This window comes from Pseudomonas sp. NBRC 111140 (genome assembly GCF_001320885.1).
GTDB classification, from domain to species: Bacteria; Pseudomonadota; Gammaproteobacteria; order Pseudomonadales; family Pseudomonadaceae; genus Aquipseudomonas; species Aquipseudomonas putida_P.
The window spans coordinates 40,680-64,353 of sequence record NZ_BCBQ01000006.1; the positions used below are offsets into that span (position 1 = coordinate 40,680).

The following is a 23,674-nucleotide window of genomic DNA, read 5'->3' on the forward strand; positions in this document are numbered from 1 at the left end:
ATTCAAAATCTGTGCAGTACCTGTGGGAGCGGCTTTAGCCGCGAAAGGGCCGGTACAGGCTTACGCCGGCGCCGAAGTGCGAATCAGGTGGTCGAAGGCCGCCAGCGAAGCCTTGGCCCCCTCACCCACCGCAATCACGATCTGCTTGTACGGCACGGTCGTCACGTCACCCGCTGCAAACACACCCGGGATACTGGTCTGGCCCTTGGCGTCGACGATGATCTCGCCACGCGGCGACAGCTCGACGGTGCCTTTGAGCCAGTCGGTGTTGGGCAACAGTCCGATCTGCACGAAGATACCTTCCAGCGCCACGTCATGCTGTTCATCGGTGGTGCGGTCCTTGTAGCGCAAGCCAGTCACTTTCTCGCCATTGCCCAGCACCTCGGTGGTGAGTGCGCTGGTAATGACTTTCACGTTCGGCAAACTGTGCAACTTGCGCTGCAAAACCGCGTCGGCACGCAGTTGGCTGTCGAACTCGATCAGCGTCACCTGGGCGACGATACCGGCCAGGTCGATGGCCGCCTCCACGCCCGAGTTGCCGCCGCCGATCACCGCTACGCGCTTGCCCTTGAACAGGGGGCCATCACAGTGCGGGCAGTAGGCCACGCCACGGCCACGGTATTCCTGCTCACCTGGCACGTTCATTTCGCGCCAGCGGGCGCCGGTGGCCAAGATCACGGTCTTGGCTTTAAGCGAGGCGCCGCCTGCCAGGCGTACTTCGTGCAAGCCACCCTCGCTGGCCGGAATCAACGCTTCGCCGCGCTGCAGGTTCATGATGTCGACATCGTACTGCTTGACGTGCTCTTCCAGCGCCGTGGCCAGCTTAGGCCCTTCGGTTTCCTGCACCGAGATGAAGTTCTCGATGGCCAGGGTGTCGAGCACCTGGCCGCCGAAGCGCTCGGCTGCAACGCCAGTGCGGATGCCTTTACGCGCAGCATAGATGGCAGCAGCGGCGCCAGCGGGGCCACCGCCGACCACCAGCACGTCGAAGGCGTCCTTGGCGTTGATCTTCTCGGCCTGGCGGGCGCCGGCGCTGGTGTCGATCTTGCCAAGGATTTCTTCCAGGCCCATGCGGCCCTGGCCAAACACTTCACCGTTCAGGTAGATGCTCGGCACCGCCATGATCTTGCGCGCTTCCACTTCTTCCTGGAACAGCGCACCGTCGATGGCCACATGGCGCACGTTGGGGTTGAGCACCGCCATCAGGTTCAACGCCTGGACCACGTCCGGGCAGTTCTGGCACGACAGCGAGAAGTAGGTTTCGAAGGTGAATTCGCCTTCCAGGGCCTGGATCTGCTCGATCACTTCAGCACTGGCCTTGGATGGGTGGCCGCCGACTTGCAGCAGCGCCAGCACCAGCGAGGTGAACTCGTGGCCCATGGGGATGCCGGCGAAGCGCAGGCTGATGCTGTCACCCGGGCGGTTCAGCGAGAACGACGGGCGACGGGCATCGGTACCGTCCGCGCTGAATGTAATGAGGTTCGACAGGCCGGCAATTTCCACCAGCAAGTCATGCAATTCGCGGGACTTCGCGCCGTCGTCGAGGGAGGCAACGATCTCGATCGGCTGGGTGACCCGCTCCAGGTAGGTTTTCAGTTGCGATTTAAGCGTGGCGTCCAACATACGGGCGATTCCTTTTTCAAAACTCGGATACAAAAACGCCCAGGCGAGGTCGCCCGGGCGTTTGACGGGGCGGTAACAACTTCAGCTTTGGCGGCTGACTACCGCCCGCGACTGGCTCACAGTCTTAGATCTTGCCGACCAGGTCCAGGGACGGCGCCAGGGTGGCTTCGCCTTCTTTCCACTTGGCCGGGCACACTTCGCCTGGGTGAGCGGCAACGTACTGGGCAGCCTTCACTTTACGCAGCAGTTCGGCAGCATCGCGGCCTACACCACCGTCGTTCAGTTCGACGATTTTGATCTGGCCTTCCGGGTTGATCACGAAGGTACCGCGATCGGCCAGGCCGGCTTCTTCGATCAGCACGTCGAAGTTGCGCGAGATGACGTGAGTCGGGTCACCGATCAGCGGGTACTCGATCTTGCCGATGGTGTCCGAAGTGTCGTGCCAGGCTTTGTGGGTGAAGTGGGTGTCGGTGGACACGCCGTAGATTTCCACGCCCAGCTTCTGGAACTCTGCGTAGTTGTCGGCAAGGTCACCCAGCTCGGTCGGGCAAACGAAGGTGAAGTCGGCCGGGTAGAAGAACACGACAGACCACTTGCCTTTCAGGTCGGCTTCGCTGACCTGAACGAACTCGCCTTTGTGGTAGGCGGTGGCGTTGAACGGTTTGACCTGGCTGTTGATGATTGGCATGAGAGACGCTCCTTCATGGGGTTGGAATCAGTTGATGGATAGAATCCTAACTAATCATCCCGCTGAAGGCTCATTGGCAAAGCTCATGCTTGCGATTGGTTTTGGCTATAACCGGGGTTAATTAATAGAAGGGAATGGGCTGAGCAAAGGATTGCGGACCGGCGCGCCGTGACACGGATCGGCACACCCCTGCAGGAGCAGCCTTGTGCTGCTCCTGCAGGCTACGCGTTATCAGCGGGTGACCGTACGCATGGTCACGAACTCTTCGGCCGCCGTCGGGTGCACGCCGATGGTTTCGTCGAACTGCTGCTTGGTCGCACCGGCTTTCAGCGCAATACCCAGGCCCTGGATGATTTCACCGGCATCAGGGCCAACCATGTGACACCCCAGCACCTTGTCGGTCTCGGCATCGACCACCAGCTTCATCAGGGTCTTTTCCTGAATGTCGGTCAGGGTCAGCTTCATGGCGCGGAAGCGGCTTTCGAACACCTGCACCTTGTGCCCGGCCGCCAGCGCCTGCTCCTCGGTCAAGCCTACGGTGCCGATCGGCGGCTGGCTGAACACCGCAGTAGGGATGTTCTGGTAGTCCACCGGGCGGTATTGCTCTGGTTTGAACAGGCGCCGCGCCACGGCCATGCCTTCGGCCAGGGCCACTGGCGTCAACTGCACACGCCCGATGACGTCGCCAATGGCAAGGATTGACGGCGCGGTGGTCTGGAACTGCTCATCAACCCGAATGTAGCCGCGCGCATCCAGTTCGACGCCGGTGTTTTCCAGGCCCAGGTTGTCCAGCATCGGGCGCCGGCCAGTGGCATAGAATACGCAATCGGCAACCAGCTCTCGGCCATCCTTGAGGGTGGCCTTGAGGCTGCCATCTTCAAGTTTGTCGATACGCTGAATGTCGGCATTGAACTGCAGGTCGAGGCCGCGCTTTTCCAACTCTTCCTTCAAGTGGGTGCGCACCGAGCCATCGAAGCCGCGCAGGAACAAGTCACCACGGTACAGCAGCGTGGTGTTAGCCCCCAGGCCCTGGAAGATGCCAGCGAACTCGACGGCGATGTAGCCACCGCCCACCACCAGCACCCGGCGAGGCAGGTCTTTGAGGTAGAAGGCTTCATTGGAGGTGATGGCCAGTTCCTTGCCGGGGATATCCGGCACCTGTGGCCAGCCACCGGTAGCGATGAGGATGTGTTCGGCGCTGTAGCGCTGACCGTCCACTTCCACTTCATTGGCACCGGTCAGGCGTGCGTGGCCCTGCAGCAGGGTCACCCCGCTGTTGACCAGCAGGTTGCGGTAGATGCCATTGAGGCGTTCGATTTCCCGGTTCTTGTTGGCAATCAGGGTGCCCCAGTCGAAATGCCCTTCTTCCAAGGTCCAGCCGAAACCTGCGGCCTGCTCCAGTTCGTCGGCAACGTGCGCGCCATACACCAGCAGCTTTTTCGGAACACAGCCGACATTGACACAGGTACCGCCCAGGTAGCGGCTTTCAGCCACTGCCACTTTTGCACCGAAGCCCGCGGCAAAGCGCGCCGCGCGCACGCCGCCGGACCCGGCGCCAATCACGAACAGATCAAAATCGTAGGCCATGTATTCAGTCTCCTAGGCAGGCGCCCAGCATAACGCCGTTGGCCGCCACAAACAAAAAAGCCACCCCGAAGGGTGGCTTTCCAATACCAACAGGGCTTATCAGTAAGCCTTGCCAGCCTTGTAGAAGTTCTCGAAGCAGAAGTTGGTCGCCTCGATGTAGCCTTCGGCACCACCGCAGTCGAAACGCTTGCCCTTGAACTTGTAGGCGATCACGTTACCTTCGGCCGCTTGCTTCATCAGCGCGTCGGTGATCTGGATCTCGCCACCCTTGCCCGGTTCGGTCTGCTCAATCTTCTCGAAAATGTCCGGGGTCAGGATGTAACGGCCGATGATGGCCAGGTTCGAAGGGGCATCTTCAGGCTTCGGTTTCTCGACCATGGAGTCGACACGGAAGATGCCGTCCTTGATCTCTTCACCGGCGATGACGCCGTACTTGTTGGTTTCCTGCGGATCGACTTCCTGGATGGCAACGATCGAGCAACGGTACTTCTTGTAAAGCGCAACCATCTGCGCCAGCACGCCGTCACCTTCAAGGTTGACGCACAGGTCATCCGCCAGCACCACGGCGAAAGGCTCGTCACCGATCAACGGGCGGCCGGTGAGGATAGCGTGGCCCAGGCCTTTCATTTCGGTCTGGCGGGTGTAGGAGAACGAGCACTCATCGAGCAGACGACGGATGCCAACCAGGTATTTTTCCTTGTCGGTGCCCTTGATCTGGTTTTCCAGCTCGTAGCTGATGTCGAAGTGGTCTTCCAGGGCGCGCTTGCCGCGACCGGTCACGATGGAGATCTCGTTCAGACCAGCATCCAATGCTTCTTCAACGCCATACTGGATCAGTGGCTTGTTGACCACCGGCAGCATTTCCTTGGGCATGGCTTTGGTAGCAGGCAGGAAGCGAGTGCCGTAGCCGGCTGCCGGGAACAAGCATTTCTTGATCATAAACGTCCTTACAAAAGGCTAGGCCTGTGGAATTCGGCGCAGTCTAATCAGGCGGCAGTCACCTTACAATGCCCCCCGATAGCGACCGATGCCATCATAGAGATATCCCAGTGTAGATAGTTCCGGGGGATCGTGAATATTACGGTCATTCATGACAGGCGGATGACAGCAAAATAATGGTGCCTATACCGCCTCTTCACGGGTTCACCCGCGAAGAGGCAGTGCCCCATCAACTTCCAGTGCCCTGCCCCACCAGCACCCCATCAACCTTCTGCCCATACAGGTTCACGCCATCATTGGCATGAAACTTCACCCGCGTTTTCTCGATGGAACCCTCTACCAGGCGAGGGTCCTGTGGCCGTTCATGGCGGTTGATCCACGCCGCCACGTCCCAGGCTTGCTGGTCGCTGAGGCTGCCGGGCTTGCCCAGCGGCATGTTGTACTTGATGAACGACGCCGCCGTGTTGATGCGGTGCATGCCGGCGCCCCAGTTGTAGGAGTCCTTGCCCCACAGCGGCGGCATCACATACTCGCCCGCAACCTGCTGCCCTTCACCGTTGTCACCATGGCAAATGGCGCACTGCTCACGGTAAACCTGCTGGCCACGCTTGAAGTCATAACCACCCTGTGGCTGCGCCACCTCGGGGTATCCGCGCCCGGCGAGTTCCACGCCGGTCGGCGCCTTGGTCGACAGCCAGTAGGCGTACACCGCCAGCGCCGTCATTTGCGGGCTGTCGGCGGCCGGCGGCTTGCCGTTCATGCTGAACTGGAAGCAGCCCTGGATACGCTCGGCGTAGGTATTCACCTTGTCGTTCTTCTTGCGGTAAGCCGGGTACATCGGGTACGCGCCCCACATCGGTGCTGAATGCGCCAGCCGCCCTTGGTCGAGGTGGCAGTTGCTGCAGTTCATGCCATTGCCCACGGCCTCGGGCATCAGCCGGCGGGTGTCGACGAACAAGGCATGGCCTTCGCGCACCATCTTGCCAAAGGCATTGTCGGGCAAATCGCTTTCATCGGGGGGTACGAACTGCGGCGCAGCCTGCACGCCGGGCACTTTCAACTGCGACTGGTCTTCCATGGCAATCGGCGCGGCCTGGGCACTGCCCACGGCCAGCAGCAACATGGCTGGAATCAACGGCTTCATGGCGTGACCTCCTGGCTGGCGGGGTGGGCGAAGAACTCGGCAACAGCCTTGATCTCGTCATCGGTCATGGCCTTGGCCACACCGACCATCAGTTGGTTGGGGTCATTGCTGCGGCTGCCGTCACGCCAGGCATTGAGCTGCGCTATCAGGTAACTGGCGGGCTGGCCGGCCAAGGGCGGGAAGTGTTCACCGACCCCGCCGCCACCCGGCCCATGGCATTGCACGCAGCCGGGAATCTGCCGGCTCCAGTCGCCGTACAGGGCCACGCGGGTGGTAGGGTCATTGGCAATTTGCTGGCGGCGCAGGTCGCCAGTGGGGGCTGCCGGCAGGCCGGCCAGGTAGCTGCTGACTGCCTCGATTTCATCTTCGCTCAGGGCTTTGGCCAGCGGCTCCATCACCGGCTGCTTGCGGCTGCCGTTGCGCCAGTCATGCAACTGTTTGCTGAGGTAACCGGCTGGAAGCCCAGCCAAGCGTGGGAAGCCGGCAGCGGCAATGCCCTTGCCGTCCGGGCCATGGCAACCGAGGCAGGCCATGGCGGCGGGGTTGGCCCCGCCCTGGGAGAAGACCTTCTGGCCATCGACGGCATGCGCCTTGGGCAAGGCCAGGATCAGCAGGCTGCCGATCACGACGCGTCTCAACGGTGTCATCACGAAGCTCCTTTTCTTTTGTTATATGTTTAGGCTCAAAACATATAAGTAAAGCAAGGAACAGCCGTTGCCTCAGATCAACTTCCGGAGATGCATTGGGTTGCAGCAGTGCGCACATCACCCAGGCGCAGCGGGAAATTGTTCAGCCGCTCATGCAGTTTGATGCTGCTACCGCTGCCGCGCTTGTCGATATCCACCAGCGCCGCCGGGCCTGCCCCCGAGGTGAGCTTCTGCGGCACGATCAGCCGCAGGCCGTCACCACGCTGCTCTTCAGTCAGCGGGCCACGCGTATCGGCCAGCTTCTGCTTGACGCAATCGGCATAGGCGCGCGGGCTCTTGCCAGAGATCACATCCAGCGTTTCACGCGATTGCTCCAGCTCGGTAACGCTCACGCAGCCACCGAGCGTCACCGTCAACGCCGCCACCATCCACTTCATTTGCAGCACCTCTGCCATCAAGAATTCGCTTCGACCACTGCCAGGCGGTTTTGCTCCCTGCTTTGGCAGAATTATCTGCGCCTGGCGAACAGCGCGGCAGTGTAACGGTACATCGTGGTATCTTTTGCCTTTGCAGATCCAAACCTTGCGGAGCATCACATGAAATTCGTACACCAGCGCGAGCACCTCAACGAGGACGACATCGTCGTCATCGAGTGCTCTCAGCGCTGCAATATCCGCCTGATGAACGACGCCAACTTCCGCAGCTTCAAGAACGGCGGCCGTCATACTTACCACGGCGGCCATTTCGAGAAGTTCCCGGCGAAGATCACCGTGCCCAGCACCGGCTTCTGGAACATCACCATCGATACCGTGACCACACGCCCGATCTCGGTCACTCGCAAGCCAACCCTGACCCACAAGATCAAGATCATCCGTCGTTCGTCGTCGAAACTCAGATAAGGCCACCATGACCCAGACCATCAAGTACGTCATCAAATACAAGCTCGACGGCCAGCGTCGTTGGGACTTCGCGCTGATGCCCGATGCCTCGCAGGAACAAGCCCTTGAGGCCCTGCGCAAGATCCACGGTGAAGACGCCGAGAAAATCAGCGACATCCAGGTCAGCAAAGCCCTGTAAAAACCGCCACAAGCCCCCGCCGCGCCGCTCGCCCCACGCAAGGAGAATCGCATGAGCCACTGGCCCGACCGCCGTATCCTCGACCTGCTGGGCATCGAGTTGCCCATTCTGCAGGCGCCCATGGCGGGGGCGACCGGCTCACCCATGGCCATTGCCGTGGGCCTGGCAGGTGGGCTGGGCGCCCTGCCCTGCGCCATGCTCAGCGGCGAGCAAGTGCGTGCCGAAATCGCCGCGTTCCGCGCTGGCTGCCCGGGGCGCCCGCTTAACCTGAACTTCTTTTGCCACCAGCCGCCAGCGCCCGATGCCGAGCACGATGCGCGCTGGAAGCAGGCCCTTGAACCTTATTACAACGAAGTGGGTGCCGATTTCGCGGCGCCCACGCCGGTGTCCAACCGTGCGCCTTTCGACGAGCAAAGCTGCCAGCTGGTCGAAGCCTTGCGCCCGGAGGTGGTGAGCTTCCACTTCGGCCTACCCCAGGCCGAACTGCTGCAGCGGGTAAAAGCCAGCGGTGCCAAGGTGCTCTCCAGTGCCACTACGGTGGAAGAGGCCATCTGGCTGGAACACAACGGTTGCGACGCGATCATCGCCATGGGGTATGAAGCCGGTGGCCATCGCGGCATGTTCCTGAGTGACGACATCACCAGCCAGATCGGTACGTTCGCCCTGGTACCCCAGATTGCCGATGCGGTCGGCGTCCCGGTGATTGCCGCGGGTGGCATCGGCGACCACCGTGGGCTGGTGGCGGCGCTGGCCCTGGGTGCCTCGGCAGTGCAGATCGGCACGGCTTACCTGTTTTGCCCCGAGGCCAAGGTTTCGCCAGCGCATCGCCGGGCGCTGGACAGCGCGTCTGCCAGCGACACGGCGCTGACCAACCTGTTCACCGGCCGCCCCGCGCGGGGTATCAACAACCGCATCATGCGCGAGCTGGGGCCGATGAGCGCGCTGGCGCCACGCTTCCCGCTGGCGGGTGGGGCATTGATGCCTTTGCGGGCGATCACCGATCCGCTGGGCAATAGTGACTTCAGCAATCTGTGGTCGGGGCAGGCGTTGCGGCTGGGACGGCACATGCCGGCAGGTGAGCTGACCCAGGAAATTGCCGAAAAGGCACTGGCCGTGGTTGGGCACCAGGCTTTTTGAAAGGCAGGTCTGGCCTCTTCCCGGCAAATGGCTTATCGCTATATAGTTCAGGACATAACGATAACCCCAAGGAGCTGTCTTCATGCGTATCCGCCCGTCCCACCTGGCCTTCACTGCCCTGGCCAGCCTGTTCGCCTTCAACACTGCCTGGGCCGACGAAGTCCAGGTCGCGGTCGCAGCCAACTTCACAGCCCCCATCCAGGCCATCGCCAAAGACTTCGAGAAAGACACCGGACACAAACTGGTCGCTGCCTACGGTGCCACCGGGCAGTTCTACGCCCAGATCAAGAACGGCGCACCCTTCGAAGTGTTCCTCGCCGCCGACGACAGCACCCCGAAGAAGCTTGAAGAAGAGAAGGAAATCGTCCCCGGCTCGCGCTTTACCTACGCCATCGGCACCTTGGCCCTGTGGTCTGCGAAGGAAGGCTACGTGGATGCCAAGGGTGAAGTGTTGAAAAAGAACGCATACAAACACCTGTCCATCGCCAACCCGAAAGCGGCACCTTACGGCCTGGCCGCCACTCAGGTACTGGACAAGCTGAAGCTCACCGAAGCCACCAAAGGCAAGATTGTCGAAGGCCAGAACATCACCCAGGCCTTCCAGTTTGTTTCCACCGGCAACGCCGAGCTGGGCTTCGTCGCCCTGTCGCAGATCTACAAGGACGGCAAGGTGACCAATGGCTCGGCCTGGATCGTGCCGTCCAACCTGCACGACCCGATCCGCCAGGACGCCGTCATCCTCAACAAAGGCAAGGACAATGCGGCCGCCAAAGCACTGGTCGAATATCTCAAAGGCCCGAAAGCCGCAGCGGTGATCAAGTCCTACGGTTATGAACTCTGATGCCACTGGATGCCAGTGACCTAGGTGCCATCTGGCTGACCGTGAAACTGGCCAGCCTGACCACCCTGATCCTGCTGGTTATCGGCACACCCATCGCCTGGTGGCTGGCGCGCACGCGCTCATGGCTGCGCGGGCCGGTGGGGGCGGTGGTGGCATTGCCCCTGGTGCTGCCACCAACGGTGATCGGTTTCTACCTGCTGATCGCCCTCGGCCCACACGGCTGGCTCGGCCAGGCTACCCAGGCGCTGGGCCTGGGTAGCGTGGTGTTCAGCTTCACGGGCCTGGTGATCGGCTCGACGGTGTATTCCATGCCGTTCGTGGTGCAGCCGCTGCAAAATGCCTTTGGCGCGATCGGCCAGCGGCCGCTGGAAGTCGCCGCCACACTGCGCGCCAGCCCATGGGACACCTTCGTTCATGTGGTACTGCCGCTGGCCCGCCCCGGCTTCGTCACTGCCAGCATCCTCGGCTTCGCCCATACCGTGGGCGAGTTTGGCGTGGTGCTGATGATCGGTGGCAACATCCCCGACAAGACCCGCGTGGTCTCGGTGCAAATCTTCGATCACGTCGAAGCCATGGAGTATTCGCAAGCCCACTGGCTGGCCGGTGCCATGCTGGTGTTCTCTTTCCTGGTGCTGCTCCTGCTGTACGCCGGACGCCGCGGCAAAGCTGGCTGGAGCTGAAATGACCGCATCGATTGTGGCGCGCCTGAAACTGGCGCGCGACGACTTTACCCTGGACGTCGACCTGCACCTGCCTGGGCGCGGTATCAGCGCGCTGTTTGGCCACTCCGGCTCTGGCAAGACCAGCTGCCTGCGCTGTCTGGCGGGGTTGGAACGCGCTGCTAGCGCGTACATCGAAGTCAACGGCGAAGTCTGGGAAGACAGCACCCATGGCTACTTCCAGCCCCCCCACTTGCGCCCAGTGGGCTATGTGTTCCAGGAGGCCAGCCTGTTTGCGCACCTGTCGGTGCGCGGCAACCTGGAGTTCGGCTGGCGCCGGGTAGCCGCCGCTGAGCGCAAGGTCAGCCTCGACCAGGCGTGCCAGCTGCTAGGTATCGGGCACTTGCTGGAACGCCGCCCGGCAACCCTGTCGGGCGGCGAGGCGCAGCGCGTGGGTATTGCTCGCGCCCTGCTCAGCAGCCCAAGGCTGCTGTTGATGGACGAGCCGCTGGCGGCCCTCGACGGGCCGCGCAAGCGCGAGATCCTGCCGTACCTGGAGCGCCTGCACGACGAACTGGACATCCCCCTGGTGTATGTCAGCCATGCCCAGGATGAAGTAGCGCGACTGGCCGACCACCTGGTGTTGCTGGAGCAAGGCCAGGCAGTCGCCAGCGGCCCGATTGACCAAACCCTGGCGCGCCTCGACCTGTCGCTGGCCCAGGGCGAGGATGCCGGCGTGGTGTTCGAAGGCATGGTCGTGGGGCATGACCCGCACTACGACCTGCTCGACTTGCGCCTGCCCGGCAACAGCGGGCCGCTGCTGCGCATTGCTCACCCGGCGCATGTGATGGGCAGCACGCTGCGGGTCAAGGTACAGGCCCGGGACGTCAGCCTGGCGCTGACGGCCGACAGCACATCGAGCATCCTCAACCGCCTGCCAGTATGTGTGCGCGAGAGCCGCCCGGCGGCCAACCCGGCGCATGTACTGGTCAGCCTGGATGCCAGTGGCAATGCCTTGCTTGCACGTATCACCCGCTTCTCGGCAGACCAGCTCGGCTTGCACACGGGCCAGGTACTGTTCGCCCAGATCAAGTCGGTGGCCCTTTTGGGCTGAGCATCCTTCGCACCGCTGTTGTCCACTGATCAGTGACTTGATCGAGGCCAGCCCCTGATGCTCGACTGCCCCCTGCCACGCACCCTGCACTACGTTGACGACAGCCAGCCAGGCATGACCCGGCGACGCTGGCGCGACCATTTCATCTACCTGGATGCCGACGGCCAGCGGGTGCGCGACAGCGACACCTTGGCGCGCATCGCCGCGCTGGTGATTCCCCCGGCCTACACCGATGTATGGATCTGCGCCGACCCGCAGGGCCACCTGCAGGCCACCGGTCGCGATGCCCGTGGCCGCAAGCAGTACCGCTATCACGCGCAGTGGCGCGAACTGCGTGACCAACACAAGTATGGGCGCATGCTGGCCTTTGCCCAGGCACTACCAAAGCTGCGCGCGCAACTGGAAGCCCACCTGGCGCGGCCAGGGCTGGACCGGGAAAAGGTCATGGCATTGGTGGTGAGCCTGCTGGACCACACCCTGATCCGCATTGGTAACCAGCGTTACCTGCGCGACAACCAGTCTTATGGCCTGACGACCCTGCGTAACCGCCATGTGCAGGTCAAAGGCAGCACCATTCGCTTTCAATTTCGCGGCAAGCGTGGCGTCGAACACAACGTCACCCTCAACGACCGACGCCTGGCCAGCCTGCTCAAACGCTGCATGGAGCTGCCTGGCCAGACACTGTTTCAATACCTGGACCAAGACGGCCAGCGCCACAGCGTAGGCTCCAGCGAGGTCAACCAATTCCTGCAGCAGTTGACCGGCGCAGACTTCACCGCCAAGGACTACCGCACCTGGGCCGGCAGCAGCCTGGCGTTGGACCTGCTCAAACCCCTGGCCTGGGAACCGGAGAGTGAAGCCAAACGCCAGGTCGCCGCGATAGTCCGCCAGGTCGCCACGCGCCTGGGCAATACGCCGGCAGTGTGCAGACGCTGCTACATCCATCCGGCAGTGCTGGAGCACTATGCCCAGGGACGTCTGGCCCAATTGCCCAAGAGCCGCGTGCGCAAAGGCCTGGACCCCGAGGAAGTGGCCTTGCTGCTGTTTCTTCAGGTACTCGAGGAACAGGACGGCGATTAAGAGTGTCTATTCAGCCCATGATGCGAAGAAATTTCCCATTAGCCGCCAAGCCCCCTATTCTTGCCATCGAGCACCTTGGCCGACAAACCGTTGACGGTTTGCATCGGCACCTGCAACTGAAGACACGCAACAGAATTTGTCTGTCGGGGAATTACTATCCGCCGAAAGCGTCTTTAATGAGAAGGAAGAGGGACAAGCTCCCGCCGTTGCGGCAACTAGCCCTGCGGACTTTTACATCACCAAGGAGAACTACATGCTGATACTCACCCGTAAGGTTGGCGAAAGCATCGTCATCAACGATGACATCAAAGTCACCATTCTGGGCGTCAAAGGGATGCAGGTGAGGATCGGTATCGATGCACCTAAAGATGTCCAGGTCCATCGCGAAGAAATCTTCAAGCGCATCCAGGCCGGCAGCCCAGCCCCGGAGAAGCACGACGACTCGCACTGAGCCCAAACTCCTCGAGGGGTGCATGGAAGCGCTCGACCGCCAGCCTCAGGTGCCCAGCAACTGACGCACTTTGGCGATCATCTCATCCATGTCGAATGGTTTGTCGAATATGGCGGCGAACAGGGCCGGGCATCCTTGGCTGGCCTGCGCGCCGCTCATGAGAATGACCGGCAACTCGCTTAACGCCGGGTCCTCGCGCATCGCACGCACCAGCTCCTCACCATTGAGCAGCGGCATCATGTAATCGGTGATGACCAGTTGCACGCGCTTTTCCTTCAGCGCCTCCAGCGCCTTGCAGCCATTACTGGCCTTTTCCACCAGGTAACCTTCGTCCTCCAGGGCAAAGCCGAGGATATCGGCGATCAGGTACTCGTCATCGACGATCAGGATCGTGTTCATCGGCCCGTCCGTCACCCACTCCCCTGCGGCGTCGGCGTTCCCGAGAGCACACCACAGGCGCCTTCGAACGCCTTGCGCAAGGTAATGCCCTGCGGCCCGATCAGCAGTTCGTGCAAGGCAGGGTCATGGTGGCTGTCACGCACCTTGAGGATCGACAGCATGCGCCGCAGTTGCGAGTCCAGCTCGACAAAGCGCAACAGCATCAGGTTGTCGACGATGCTCGACAGATCCGGCGCGGGGGCGCTGATTTCCGAGCCGAAGATGTCGCGCATTTCCCAGGTGAGCATCACGCTGACATCGCGCGCGCGCAGCTCACCGGCCAGCGCGCGGAAAAACGCATTGAGCCGCGTCGGGTCGATGGCCAGGCGGCTGAATGCGCCAAGGCTGTCGATCAGCACCCTCTTGCTGCCCTGCGCTGCAACACGCTCGAGCAGCCGCGCGCCGACCTGGTCCAGCAAGCCCTCGGTGGTTGGCTGCCAGCACAGCTGCAAGCTACCGCCCTGCTCCATCGCGGCAAAATCGTAACCCAGCGACGCTGCCTTGCTACGCAGGCGTTCAGGCGTTTCGTAGAAACCAAAATGCAACCCTGGCGCCTGCGGGGTGCTGGCCCCTAGAAAGGCCAGGCCCAATGACGTCTTGCCAATACCCGAAGGCCCGATCAACAGGCTAACCGAGCCCGTGGCCAGGCCGCCGCCGAGCATTTCATCGAAGGTTGGCACACCGCTGCTGATGCGCGCCAATGTGCCGCTGCCCAGCTGGCTGGGGTGGCTGAACAACGCTTCCAGGCGTGGGTAGACGTGCATGCCTGCTTCATCGATAAGGCATTCGTGACGCCCCGAAAGTGCCGCACTGCCGCGCGTCTTGCGCAGCTGCACATGGCGCACGGCGCGGCTGCCCACCAGCTGCTCACCCAGCTCGATCACGCCATCGACCATGGTGTGCTCCGGGCTGCCCTCGTCCAGCCGGGCACTGGTCAGCAGCAGTACCGTGCAGCCGGCGAAGGCCGCATGGCCCTGCAATTCAGAGACGAACTTTTTGGTGTCCAGCGCCGTTTCCGCACGCACCCGGGCATTGAGCACGCCGTCGACGATCAGCAGGCTGGCCTGTTGCCGAGCGATTTCCTGGCGCAGCAGCCGCACCACGGCGTCCAGCCCATCCTGCTCAAGGGTGTCGAAAGCGCTGACGAACTGGATCTGGTCGCCGACCAACGCCGGGTCGAAGAAGTCCAGGGTGGACAGGTACTGAAACAAGCGCTCATGCGACTCACTCAACAAGGTGGCCACCAGCACCCGACCACCGCCACGCACATGGCCGCAGGCCAGCTGGTTGGCGAGGATGGTCTTGCCCGCTCCTGGCGGCCCCTGGATGATGTAGGACGCACCGGCCACCAGGCCGCCCTTGAGCAACGCGTCGAGCCCATCGATCCCCGTTACCAGCCGCCTAAGTGCCTGTGCCATGTTGTCTACCTGTCGAGTGGGCTATCCGTCTGCTCCTGATACATTGGCAAGTACAGTTGCATGCAAGTTCCCCGGCCAGGCTCGCTGTCGACACAAATGGCGCCGCCACTCTGCCGGGCGAAGCCATACACCTGGCTAAGCCCCAGGCCCGTGCCCTTGCCAAACGGCTTGGTGGTGAAAAATGGCTCGAAGATACGTGGCAATACCTCGGCGGGTATGCCTTCACCGCTGTCTTCCACCTTGAAACGCACAAAGTTGCCATGCAACGCTTCAACCTCGCCGGCCAGCTCGACCACATCGACCGTCAGGCCGATCCGGCCCTGACCGGCGATGGCATCACGGGCATTGAACAACAAGTTGAGCAAGACCATTTGCAGTTGCCCGGCATCCACCTCGATCAACGGCAGGTCCGGTTGCAGCAGCACGTTCAGCTCGATCGAGCTGGGTAGTGCATGCTCAAGCAAACCACGGGTAGCGGTCACCAGGTCTGCCGGGGCAACACTGGCCACATCAAGCTTGCGGTGGCGGGCAAAGCTGAGCAGTTGCTGGGTCAGCTCAGTGCCGCGTTGGCCGGCATCGAGGATGTGCTGCAGCATGCGCTGGGCGCGTAGCGGGTCCTGAGTGGCCAGCGCCAGACGGGCCGAGCTGATGATGATGGTGAGCATGTTGTTGAAGTCGTGCGCCAGGCCACCGGTCAACTGGCCGAGGGCTTCAAGCTTCTGCGCCTGGAACAGCTGGGCGCGCACCGCGTCCAGCTGCAACGCCGACTCTCGGCGATCGGTTATGTCGCGGGTCACCTTGGCCAGGCCGACGATCTGGCCATTGTCATCGCGGATCACATCCAGCGCAGCCAACGCCCAGAACTGCGTACCGTCCTTGCGCACCCGCCAGCCTTCGTCCTGCGCCACGCCCTGCTCCAGCGCCTGGCGCAGCAGGCGCTCGGGGCGGCCATCAGCACAATCCTGCGGGGTGAAAAACAACGAGAAATGCTTGCCGATCACTTCATCGGCACGGTAGCCCTTGATTCGTTGCGCGCCGGCATTCCACGACACCACATGGCCGGAGGGGTCGAGCATGTAGATGGCGTAGTCCACCACCGACTGAACCAACTGTTCATAGCGGTGGGCAGGCATGACGGGGTGGTCGAGGCAATCAGCTGAAACCATGCAAACTCCACTGGCACAGCAGGGGGACAGAATGAGCGTAGCCCAGCGCACCCATCAACGAGCAGCCGTGCGACGACAGGCGGTCAGCGTTCCGTTTCGACCAGCACCGGGCTGATGCGCCGCGGCATGGCCACTCTCAACAGCCACAGGCCGACCAGCATGATCAAGCCACCGCAGGCCAGGGCCAGAAGACGCTGCTGCTGAGTATGTTCCGCATCGAAGCCCAGCATTAACAAATAACCGCCCAGGCTGAGCAGGCTGATGTAAAGAAACGCACCCAGCACGACCACCAGGGCGAACAACAGTCGCCAGAATAACCGTGGACGCACGATACGCTCGCCAGCTTGGCGCTGAGTCATCGCTGAACACTCTTGGATCCAATAAAGAGGCAACAGTGGCGTAATGACAGCAAGGTGTCAATTGCCCATTCGATCGCCCCTCCTTTCTGTTGATCTTAGGTGCTGCAGTTGACTCAACTATAACGATGGGTTATAAAGCGCGCTTGATTGCGAAGCCCTTCTGCCTGGAAGCGAGCTGGTCGTTGCGACCCCTTCAAGCGTGCGAGTGTGGTGGAATTGGTATACACAGCAGACTTAAAATCTGTCGGCGTGAGCCTTGCGGGTTCGAGTCCCGCCACTCGCACCAAATTTCGTTGAAAAGGCGCCCTTGCGGCGCCTTTTTGCTGCCTGCCAGCAATGTGTTACGCAGCTGCTAGAGTGGAGCTAGTACCCTCTACTGGAACGCCGCCATGCGCTACTCCCTGTTCGATGGTCAACGTGACATCATCATCCTCATCGCCCGCATACTGCTGATGATCCTGTTCGTCTTGTCAGGCTGGGCCAAGCTGACCGGCTTCGATGGCACGGTCGGCTACATGACCTCGCTGGGCGCCCCGGCCCCGATGCTGGCGGCAGCGATTGCCGTCATCATGGAGTTCGTCGTCGCCATCCTGCTGATCCTCGGCTTCTACACGCGGCCGCTGGCGTTTCTGTTCGCGCTGTTCGTGCTGGGCACGGCGCTGCTCGGCCACCCGTTCTGGAACATGGTCGACCCCGAACGCAGCGCCAACATGACCCAGTTTCTGAAAAACATGGCCATCATGGGCGGCTTGCTGCTGCTGGCGGTCAGCGGCCCAGGGCGCTTCTCGGTGGACGGTCGCTGAATCAGTCGTCGTCGCAATCGTCGAACCAAGCTGGGTGATCGCGCTCTTCGTCATCGAGGTCATCCAGCGTTTCCTCGTCTTCTTCCACCTCATCCTCGGCGCCCTGGGCATCTGCCTCGTGCTCCACATCGTCGTAGAGAAATTCGTGGTCGAGCAGGTGATCGTGCTCGGGTTCGTGCAGGTCGTCTTCGTCGTGCATGCTGGCTCCAAGGGTTATGGCACGCCTATATAGGCTGATCAGGATGTCGGGTCAATGCGTTGTCGCTTAATCCTGGGTTAACCGGCCAGGCGCAGCCTGCAGGCTCTCCCTTCAAACGTCTTTGCCCGCCTGTCATGGCGGGCTTTTTTATGGCGAAGCAAACTTCGGCCCAGAGGATGACAGCCTCATGACCTGACCTTCACGAAATGTCGACATCCGCATGGGCACACTGATCCTGCTCCGTACGTTCTTGCAGCCCGCCGCATCATTGCCGCGGGCTTTTCTTTTTTTTGACGAAGGGCTTGCGCCCCCTCCCCGCTACTGCAGTTTGCTCAAGGCAACTGCCCATCCCATGACCTGAAGCAGTTTTGCCCGGCCAGGCAAGGTCTATGCTGTTCCAGCGATAACCCAAGCTCACATCGGATAGACACGGAGGCTCTTATGAAAGCTGCTGTTGTTGCACCAGGCCGTCGCGTGGACGTGGTAGAGAAAACCCTGCGCCCCCTCCAGCACGGCGAAGCGCTACTGAAGATGCAATGCTGCGGTGTGTGCCACACCGACCTGCACGTGAAAAATGGCGACTTCGGTGACAAGACCGGTGTAGTACTGGGCCACGAAGGCATTGGCGTAGTCCAGGAAGTTGGCCCCGGCGTCACCTCGCTCAAGCCAGGCGACCGCGCCAGCGTTGCCTGGTTCTATCAAGGTTGCGGGCATTGCGAGTACTGCAATAGCGGCAACGAAACCCTGTGCCGCGAAGTGAAGAACTCCGGCTATACCGTGGACGGCGGCATGGCCGAGGCGTGCATCGTCCAAGCCGACTATTCGGTCAAAGTACCCGACGGCCTCGACTCCGCTGCCGCCAGCAGCATTACCTGCGCCGGCGTCACAACCTACAAGGCGGTGAAAATCTCCAACATCCGCCCCGGGCAATGGATCGCCATCTACGGCCTCGGCGGCCTGGGCAACCTGGCCCTGCAATATGCCAAGAACGTATTCAACGCCAAAGTGATCGCCATCGACGTCAACGAAGAGCAACTGCGCTTCGCCAGCGAGATGGGCGCGGACCTGGTCGTCAACCCACTCAACGAAGACGCCGCGAAGGTTATCCAGGCCAAGACCGGTGGCGCCCACGCTGCCGTGGTTACCGCCGTGGCCAAAGGCGCCTTCAACTCGGCCGTCGATGCCTTGCGCGCTGGCGGGCGACTGGTTGCCGTCGGGCTGCCGTCGGAATCCATGGACCTGAACATTCCCCGCCTGGTGCTGGATGGGATCGAAGTGGTGGGCTCGCTGGTAGGTACACGCCAGGACCTGCAGGAGGCGTTCCAGTTTGCCGCTGAAGGCAAAGTGGTACCCAAGGTGACCCTGCGGCCGATCGAAGATATCAACCAGATCTTTGACGAGATGCTGGAGGGCAAGATCAAAGGCCGCATGGTGATCCAGTTCGAAGGCTGATAGCCTGAAGGCAGATCATTTCGAACAGACACAAGGCCCGTAGGTGATCATCTACGGGCTTTTTGCCTTCTCAGTAGTCAAGGAACAGACCATGAGTTTCGATTGGCATGCCGGGCCGATTACTCGCGCCACGCCGCTGGACAAGCATTACCGAAATACGCAGAAGGTACGTCAGTTTCTGCTCACCGAGTGCGGGGCGGCATTCAAGTTCGACCGTGCCTTCATGGCCTGGATAAAGAGTGGCACGCCGTTAACCATGGGTGACGTGGCGGACGAATGGCTGCGAATGCATCGGTGAGCGCCAGCTTCGGGCTTCAGCAGGCAGCGGTGCGCTGCCCCACTATCGGAATCGGCAGCCGCTTCTTTCAGTATCTTGTCCAACGATTCAACCATGCTGGAATAATCCATTCCCTGACTCCGTCGTTGGTGAGTTACGATCAACGATAGCTTGCAAACGTTTCAGAAATGCTGGCGGAAATGCCTCGGTACAAAAGCAAGCTCATCTCTGGTGCTGACCAATAATCGTGGCACGAGGTTCAAAGAAAACCGCTTAGCTTTTCAAGGGATGCACATGACGATTCGCAGCCTCGCCAAAAATCTCCCACCTGACCCAGGCAATCCAGGCTGGGTGCTTGGATGGGGCGTGCTACGCGACCGGCATCCATGGCATTTTGTCGACGTGTTTGCCGATCAGCACACTGCCAAGGTTGAAGCAGAGCGCTACGGTGCTGGCTACGTGGTCGAGTATGGGTCACACCGGCTTGGGTCGAATGAATTCATCTGCGGGGCAAGCCTACCTGAGGGCTAGCCGGTCAACCTGTTACAGGTCAGGGCCAAACTCCATCTAAAGAAAAACCTGCCGAAGCAGGTTTATCGAAGATTCATCGCTTGCTCAACTGCCGGGCCTGGCCCAAGCCTCTTTGAACCCACTCAAAGAAACCTCTCCATAGGTTTGACCTATGCGCATTCGCGCTTTGCCGCCCGACAACAGCGCTTTTTCGAAGCACAAAGAAAAACCCCGCAGACGTTAATCTGCGGGGCTTTCGAATGGTGGAGGCCGAGGTCGGAATCGAACCGGCGTAGACGGATTTGCAATCCGGAGCATAACCACTTTGCTACTCGGCCTCAAAGGTCGGATCTAGCTGCTTGCGCTTTGCTATCTCCTTGAAACGCTGAACCTTTTTCAAAGTTTGCTGCGTTTCGATGGGCGCCATTATGTCTTCATTCCTTTAACCTTGCAACCCCCTGAACGAAAAAAAATTTCAACGGGTTCAAGGTGTTAGCGCAGGCGGCCGAGTTTACTCCACAAGCCCACCAGCGTGTTCTCCACGGTGCCGCTGGCGGCCATGCCAATTCGCTCCTGCAAGCTCTTGCGCTCGGCATAATGCAGGTGGAACAGGTTGGCGTTGCGCGCACGCTCGCTCAGGTACTCGTCGCTGGTCTGCAATTCGTCTACCAGCTTGCGGTTGAGTGCCGCCACGCCCAGCCAGACTTCTCCGGTGGCCACTTCGTCGATGTGCAACTGCGGTCGATAGCGGGCGACGAAGTCCTTGAACAGCTGGTGAGTGATATCCAGGTCTTCCTGGAACTTCTCCCGGCCCTTCTCGGTGTTTTCACCAAACACGGTCAAGGTGCGCTTGTACTCGCCAGCGGTCAGCACCTCAAAGTCGATGTCGTGCTTCTTCAGCAGGCGGTTGACGTTGGGCAGTTGCGCCACCACGCCGATCGAACCGAGCACGGCGAATGGCGCGCTGACGATCTTCTCGCCGATGCAGGCCATCATGTAACCGCCGCTGGCGGCCACCTTGTCGATGCACACGGTCAGCGGTATGCCCGCCTGACGAATACGCGCCAGCTGCGATGCAGCCAGGCCGTAGCTATGCACCAGGCCGCCGCCGCTTTCCAGGCGTAGCACCACTTCGTCCCGCGGGGTGGCGAGGGTCAACAGCGCGGTGATTTCGTTGCGCAGGCTTTCAGTGGCCGAGGCCTTGATGTCGCCATCGAAGTCCAACACGAAAACCCGGCCCTTGTCCTCGGCCTTGCCCTTCTTCTGCTGTTTTTCCGCCTTGGCCTGTTGCTTGCGCAGGGCCTTGAGCTGGGCCTTGTCGAGCAGCCCGGACTCCAGCCGCTCGCGCAAATCCTTGTAGAACTCGTTCAGGCGGGTGACCTGCAATTGCCCACCTGGTTTGCGCCGCCCTTTGCCACGCAGCCCGGCGATGGCCGACAGCACCACGAGGATGGCGATGACCAGGGTGGCGGTTTTAGCGAGAAAGCTTGCGTATTCGGCAAGAAACTCCACGTTGACTCCTTGAATGCCTGCGCCAATGCGGCGCGTAACTGTTGCAAGCATACCGTTGCGTCTGTAGTGCTGCCAGCCGGTGTAAACGCTGGCAACATCTTTCAAACAACCCTTTCAAACGCTTGTATGTTTTTTCGTTGACAGCCTGAGTGCCGCATCCTAACCTCGCAGCAACCTCCAACAGGCCGGAACCTTTCGTGGGCAACCTCTACCTGATCCGACATGGCCAAGCCTCCTTCGGTGCCGATGACTACGACGTCCTCTCGCCCGTGGGCGTGCGCCAAAGCCAGGCCCTGGGTGAACACCTGGCCCAGTTGGGTATACGGCTGGATCGCTGCGTAGCAGGCGACCTGCGCCGCCAACAGGATACCGCCCGCCTGGCGCTGCAGGCACTGCACGCCAATGGTTGCCCAGTGCCGGCTGTTGAGACCGACGCCGCATTCAATGAGTTCGATGCCGACGGCGTGATCCGTGCCCTATTGCCCGCACTGTTGCCGGACGAGCCTAATGCCTTGCAGGTACTGCGCAATGCCGCGCAGCACCGCAGCGAGTTCCAGCGCCTGTTCGCGCTGATGGTCCAGCGCTGGCACGATGGCGAACATGTCGACGATGGCCTGGAAACCTGGCAGGCGTTCACCGCCCGCGTTCAAGGTGGCCTGCAACGCGTACTGGATGCCGCCGGCAGCGGCGACAATATCGCCATCTTCACCTCGGGCGGTACCATTGCCGCCCTGCTCCACCTGGTTACCCGTATCACCCCCAGTCAGGCGTTCACGCTGAACTGGCAGATCATCAACACGTCGCTCAGCCAGTTGAAGTTTCGCGGCCGCGACGTGGCACTGGCTTCCTTCAACAGCCAGGCCCATGTGCAGCTGTTGAAGGCGCCGGAGCTTGTCACTTACCGATAAGCCCGGCTTGTTGTGTCCCTGCGGGGACGTGTAAATCACTCTATAAGGAATGCGCCATGACCTCCGTAGCTGATGCCGTTAAGAAGATGCAAGAGAAGTTCAACCCAGCCGCTGCCGCCGGCCTGGACCTGGTGTTCGGCTTCGACATCACCGACGAAGGCAAGAAATACGCGCTGATCGTCAAAGACGGCACCTGCGACCTGCAGGAAGGCGAAAACCCGGATGCCAACTGCACCCTGGTGATGGACAGCGAAACCCTGAAAGGTATCGTCAGCGGCGAAACCGACGGCATGCAGGCCTTCATGGGCGGCAAGCTGCGCGTTGAAGGCGACATGATGCTGTCGATGAAGCTCAGCGAGCTGTTCCCGTCCTGAAGGCTGGGCAAACCGGATGATCGAAAAACCGAAGCCTGACCGGCTTCGGTTTTTTTTTGCCCTGCATTCGATGCAGTGATCCACCAGCAACACCCTCATCTATATGGCAACTGGCATGCTTGTTCCAGCCTCGGCAGGCCATTAGATTAGCCAATAGTCCTTGCGATCGAAAATAAGGAAAACGCATGACGCTCACCGACCAGTCCACCCAGGTACGCCCCGGCGAAGAACTCGACGCGGCCGTCATCGCCCCTTATCTGAAGGCCAACATCCCTGGCCTGGACGGCTTGCCGAGCATCAGCCAGTTCCCTGGCGGCGCCTCCAACCTTACCTACCTTGTCAGCTACCCAGGCCGCGACTTCGTGCTGCGACGACCACCGTTCGGCCAGAAAGCCAAGTCGGCGCACGACATGGGGCGCGAGTTCCGTATCCTCAACCAACTGAACAGCGGCTTCCCCTACTGCCCCAAGGCCTATGTGCACTGCACCGACAGCAGCCTGATCGGCGGCGAGTTCTATGTGATGGAGCGGGTCAAGGGCATCATCCTGCGCTCGGACATCCCGGCCGAACTGAACCTCGACCCCAGCCGTACCGAAGCCCTGTGCAAAAGCTTCATCGACCGCCTGGTCGAGCTGCACCAGGTGGACTACAACGCCTGCGGCCTGGCAGACCTCGGTAAACCGGAAGGCTATGTGCAGCGTCAGATCGAGGGCTGGACCAGCCGCTATGAAAAGGCCCTGACCCCGGATGCGCCGCGCTGGGAAAAGGTCACCGCCTGGCTACAGGAAAAAATGCCCGCCGATCACCCGCGCCCCGGCATCGTGCACAACGACTACCGTTTCGACAACGTGATCCTCGACGCCGACAACCCCATGCGCATCATCGGCGTGCTGGACTGGGAAATGGCCACCCTGGGCGACCCGCTGATGGACCTGGGCAACAGCCTGGCCTATTGGATCGAAGCCGACGACCCAGCGCCTGTGCAGCTGATGCGTCGCCAGCCAAGCAACGCGCCGGGCATGCTCAGCCGCCGCCAGTTCGTCGACTACTACGCCGAGCGCGCCGGTATCCGCCTGGACAACTTCGATTACTACTATTGCTATGGCCTGTTCCGCCTGGCGGGCATCGTCCAGCAAATCTACTACCGCTTTTACCACGGCCAGACCCAGGACAAACGTTTCGCCCAGTTCATCCACATGAACCGCTTGCTGGAGCAAATGTCCCTGCAGGTCATCGCCAAGTCCAGCCTCTGAGCACCGCCACGACGACGG

28 protein-coding genes and 2 tRNA genes are annotated in these 23,674 nt (G+C 61.2%); 16 read left to right on the forward strand and 14 right to left on the reverse strand.

Features of this window, described 5'->3' with window-relative positions; genetic code table 11:
• Positions 1 to 60: 60 nt before the first annotated feature.
• The 7 genes from ahpF to APH42_RS03470 form a co-directional block, all read right to left on the reverse strand.
• Entirely contained in the window at positions 61 to 1,623 is a 1,563-nt protein-coding gene (gene ahpF, locus APH42_RS03440) for an alkyl hydroperoxide reductase subunit F (RefSeq protein WP_012273144.1), read from the reverse strand.
• Positions 1,624 to 1,747: 124 nt separating this feature from the next.
• Positions 1,748 to 2,311 (reverse strand): alkyl hydroperoxide reductase subunit C, encoded by a 564-nt coding sequence (gene ahpC, locus APH42_RS03445; protein ID WP_003250537.1) that lies wholly within the window; start codon positions 2,309 to 2,311, stop codon positions 1,748 to 1,750.
• Positions 2,312 to 2,542: 231 nt separating this feature from the next.
• Positions 2,543 to 3,898 carry a glutathione-disulfide reductase gene (gene gorA, locus APH42_RS03450; protein ID WP_060492737.1) on the reverse strand — a complete coding sequence of 452 codons (1,356 nt, stop codon included), beginning with the start codon at positions 3,896 to 3,898 and terminating at the stop codon, positions 2,543 to 2,545.
• A gap of 99 nt (positions 3,899 to 3,997) precedes the next feature.
• Positions 3,998 to 4,837: a UTP--glucose-1-phosphate uridylyltransferase GalU gene (galU, locus tag APH42_RS03455; RefSeq protein ID WP_012273146.1), complete on the reverse strand. Its 840-nt coding sequence runs from the start codon at positions 4,835 to 4,837 to the stop codon at positions 3,998 to 4,000.
• A gap of 229 nt (positions 4,838 to 5,066) precedes the next feature.
• On the reverse strand, positions 5,067 to 5,981 hold the full coding sequence (locus tag APH42_RS03460) for a c-type cytochrome (RefSeq protein WP_012273147.1): 915 nt from the start codon (positions 5,979 to 5,981) through the stop codon (positions 5,067 to 5,069).
• On the reverse strand, positions 5,978 to 6,628 hold the full coding sequence (locus APH42_RS03465; RefSeq protein WP_060492738.1) for a cytochrome c: 651 nt from the start codon (positions 6,626 to 6,628) through the stop codon (positions 5,978 to 5,980). The genes APH42_RS03460 and APH42_RS03465 overlap by 4 nt, the downstream gene beginning before the upstream one ends.
• Before the next feature lie 77 nt (positions 6,629 to 6,705).
• Positions 6,706 to 7,065 (reverse strand): hypothetical protein, encoded by a 360-nt coding sequence (locus APH42_RS03470; RefSeq protein ID WP_060492762.1) that lies wholly within the window; start codon positions 7,063 to 7,065, stop codon positions 6,706 to 6,708.
• Positions 7,066 to 7,224: 159 nt separating this feature from the next.
• Between APH42_RS03470 and APH42_RS03475 the strand changes: the two genes are divergently transcribed.
• From APH42_RS03475 to csrA, 8 genes are all read left to right on the forward strand, one after another.
• Entirely contained in the window at positions 7,225 to 7,527 is a 303-nt protein-coding gene (locus APH42_RS03475; protein ID WP_003250918.1) for a DUF1883 domain-containing protein, read from the forward strand.
• 7 nt (positions 7,528 to 7,534) lie between these two features.
• On the forward strand, positions 7,535 to 7,705 hold the full coding sequence (locus APH42_RS30095) for a hypothetical protein (RefSeq protein WP_012051910.1): 171 nt from the start codon (positions 7,535 to 7,537) through the stop codon (positions 7,703 to 7,705).
• A 51-nt stretch (positions 7,706 to 7,756) separates the two neighbouring features.
• Positions 7,757 to 8,842, forward strand: coding sequence for a nitronate monooxygenase family protein (locus APH42_RS03480; protein ID WP_060492739.1), 1,086 nt, complete (start codon positions 7,757 to 7,759; stop codon positions 8,840 to 8,842).
• Between the two features lie 82 nt (positions 8,843 to 8,924).
• On the forward strand, positions 8,925 to 9,683 hold the full coding sequence (gene modA / locus APH42_RS03485) for a molybdate ABC transporter substrate-binding protein (protein ID WP_012273151.1): 759 nt from the start codon (positions 8,925 to 8,927) through the stop codon (positions 9,681 to 9,683).
• Positions 9,683 to 10,363: a molybdate ABC transporter permease subunit gene (gene modB, locus APH42_RS03490; RefSeq protein WP_016487935.1), complete on the forward strand. Its 681-nt coding sequence runs from the start codon at positions 9,683 to 9,685 to the stop codon at positions 10,361 to 10,363. The genes modA and modB overlap by 1 nt, the downstream gene beginning before the upstream one ends.
• A gap of 1 nt (position 10,364) precedes the next feature.
• Positions 10,365 to 11,456 carry a molybdenum ABC transporter ATP-binding protein gene (modC, locus tag APH42_RS03495; protein WP_060492740.1) on the forward strand — a complete coding sequence of 364 codons (1,092 nt, stop codon included), beginning with the start codon at positions 10,365 to 10,367 and terminating at the stop codon, positions 11,454 to 11,456.
• A 57-nt stretch (positions 11,457 to 11,513) separates the two neighbouring features.
• Positions 11,514 to 12,536: a DNA topoisomerase IB gene (locus APH42_RS03500; protein ID WP_060492741.1), complete on the forward strand. Its 1,023-nt coding sequence runs from the start codon at positions 11,514 to 11,516 to the stop codon at positions 12,534 to 12,536.
• A gap of 253 nt (positions 12,537 to 12,789) precedes the next feature.
• A complete protein-coding gene (gene csrA / locus APH42_RS03505; protein WP_004375914.1) occupies positions 12,790 to 12,987 on the forward strand; it encodes a carbon storage regulator CsrA in 198 nt (65 codons plus the stop codon).
• A gap of 45 nt (positions 12,988 to 13,032) precedes the next feature.
• On the opposite strand, the gene APH42_RS03510 is transcribed toward csrA, so the two are convergent.
• The 4 genes from APH42_RS03510 to APH42_RS03525 form a co-directional block, all read right to left on the reverse strand.
• Positions 13,033 to 13,386, reverse strand: a complete 354-nt coding sequence (locus tag APH42_RS03510) for a response regulator (RefSeq protein ID WP_012273155.1) — start codon at positions 13,384 to 13,386, stop codon at positions 13,033 to 13,035.
• A gap of 11 nt (positions 13,387 to 13,397) precedes the next feature.
• Positions 13,398 to 14,843 (reverse strand): ATPase domain-containing protein, encoded by a 1,446-nt coding sequence (locus tag APH42_RS03515; RefSeq protein ID WP_060492742.1) that lies wholly within the window; start codon positions 14,841 to 14,843, stop codon positions 13,398 to 13,400.
• Positions 14,844 to 14,848: 5 nt separating this feature from the next.
• Entirely contained in the window at positions 14,849 to 16,009 is a 1,161-nt protein-coding gene (locus tag APH42_RS03520) for a nitrogen regulation protein NR(II) (protein ID WP_012273157.1), read from the reverse strand.
• Positions 16,010 to 16,092: 83 nt separating this feature from the next.
• Entirely contained in the window at positions 16,093 to 16,368 is a 276-nt protein-coding gene (locus APH42_RS03525) for a hypothetical protein (protein ID WP_012273158.1), read from the reverse strand.
• Positions 16,369 to 16,569: 201 nt separating this feature from the next.
• Between APH42_RS03525 and APH42_RS03530 the strand changes: the two genes are divergently transcribed.
• Positions 16,570 to 16,654, forward strand: a tRNA-Leu gene (locus APH42_RS03530).
• A 103-nt stretch (positions 16,655 to 16,757) separates the two neighbouring features.
• Positions 16,758 to 17,171, forward strand: coding sequence for a DoxX family protein (locus APH42_RS03535; protein ID WP_012273159.1), 414 nt, complete (start codon positions 16,758 to 16,760; stop codon positions 17,169 to 17,171).
• A gap of 1 nt (position 17,172) precedes the next feature.
• Here APH42_RS03535 and APH42_RS03540 read toward each other — a convergent pair whose 3' ends face one another.
• Positions 17,173 to 17,370: a hypothetical protein gene (locus APH42_RS03540; protein ID WP_012273160.1), complete on the reverse strand. Its 198-nt coding sequence runs from the start codon at positions 17,368 to 17,370 to the stop codon at positions 17,173 to 17,175.
• Between the two features lie 441 nt (positions 17,371 to 17,811).
• Between APH42_RS03540 and adhP the strand changes: the two genes are divergently transcribed.
• The 3 genes from adhP to APH42_RS30385 all read left to right on the forward strand — a co-directional run bounded on the left by adhP (position 17,812) and on the right by APH42_RS30385 (position 19,630).
• A complete protein-coding gene (adhP, locus tag APH42_RS03545; protein ID WP_012273161.1) occupies positions 17,812 to 18,822 on the forward strand; it encodes an alcohol dehydrogenase AdhP in 1,011 nt (336 codons plus the stop codon).
• Between the two features lie 91 nt (positions 18,823 to 18,913).
• Positions 18,914 to 19,120: a DUF6434 domain-containing protein gene (locus APH42_RS03550; RefSeq protein WP_012273162.1), complete on the forward strand. Its 207-nt coding sequence runs from the start codon at positions 18,914 to 18,916 to the stop codon at positions 19,118 to 19,120.
• 273 nt (positions 19,121 to 19,393) lie between these two features.
• Positions 19,394 to 19,630, forward strand: coding sequence for a hypothetical protein (locus APH42_RS30385; protein WP_082421373.1), 237 nt, complete (start codon positions 19,394 to 19,396; stop codon positions 19,628 to 19,630).
• 243 nt (positions 19,631 to 19,873) lie between these two features.
• Here the strand turns inward: APH42_RS30385 and APH42_RS03555 are convergent.
• Together APH42_RS03555 and sohB are read right to left on the reverse strand one after the other, a co-directional pair.
• Positions 19,874 to 19,947 (reverse strand) — tRNA-Cys (locus APH42_RS03555).
• Between the two features lie 154 nt (positions 19,948 to 20,101).
• The gene (gene sohB / locus APH42_RS03560) at positions 20,102 to 21,121 is read right to left on the reverse strand and encodes a protease SohB (protein WP_012273163.1); all 1,020 of its coding nucleotides are present in this window, start codon (positions 21,119 to 21,121) and stop codon (positions 20,102 to 20,104) included.
• Between the two features lie 197 nt (positions 21,122 to 21,318).
• Between sohB and APH42_RS03565 the strand changes: the two genes are divergently transcribed.
• The 3 genes from APH42_RS03565 to APH42_RS03575 all read left to right on the forward strand — a co-directional run bounded on the left by APH42_RS03565 (position 21,319) and on the right by APH42_RS03575 (position 23,656).
• Complete coding sequence (locus tag APH42_RS03565; RefSeq protein ID WP_012273164.1) at positions 21,319 to 22,029, forward strand: histidine phosphatase family protein; 711 nt, start codon at positions 21,319 to 21,321, stop codon at positions 22,027 to 22,029.
• 56 nt (positions 22,030 to 22,085) lie between these two features.
• The gene (locus APH42_RS03570; protein WP_012273165.1) at positions 22,086 to 22,403 is read left to right on the forward strand and encodes an SCP2 sterol-binding domain-containing protein; all 318 of its coding nucleotides are present in this window, start codon (positions 22,086 to 22,088) and stop codon (positions 22,401 to 22,403) included.
• A 185-nt stretch (positions 22,404 to 22,588) separates the two neighbouring features.
• Positions 22,589 to 23,656, forward strand: coding sequence for a phosphotransferase family protein (locus APH42_RS03575; RefSeq protein WP_012273166.1), 1,068 nt, complete (start codon positions 22,589 to 22,591; stop codon positions 23,654 to 23,656).
• Positions 23,657 to 23,674: the final 18 nt, after the last annotated feature.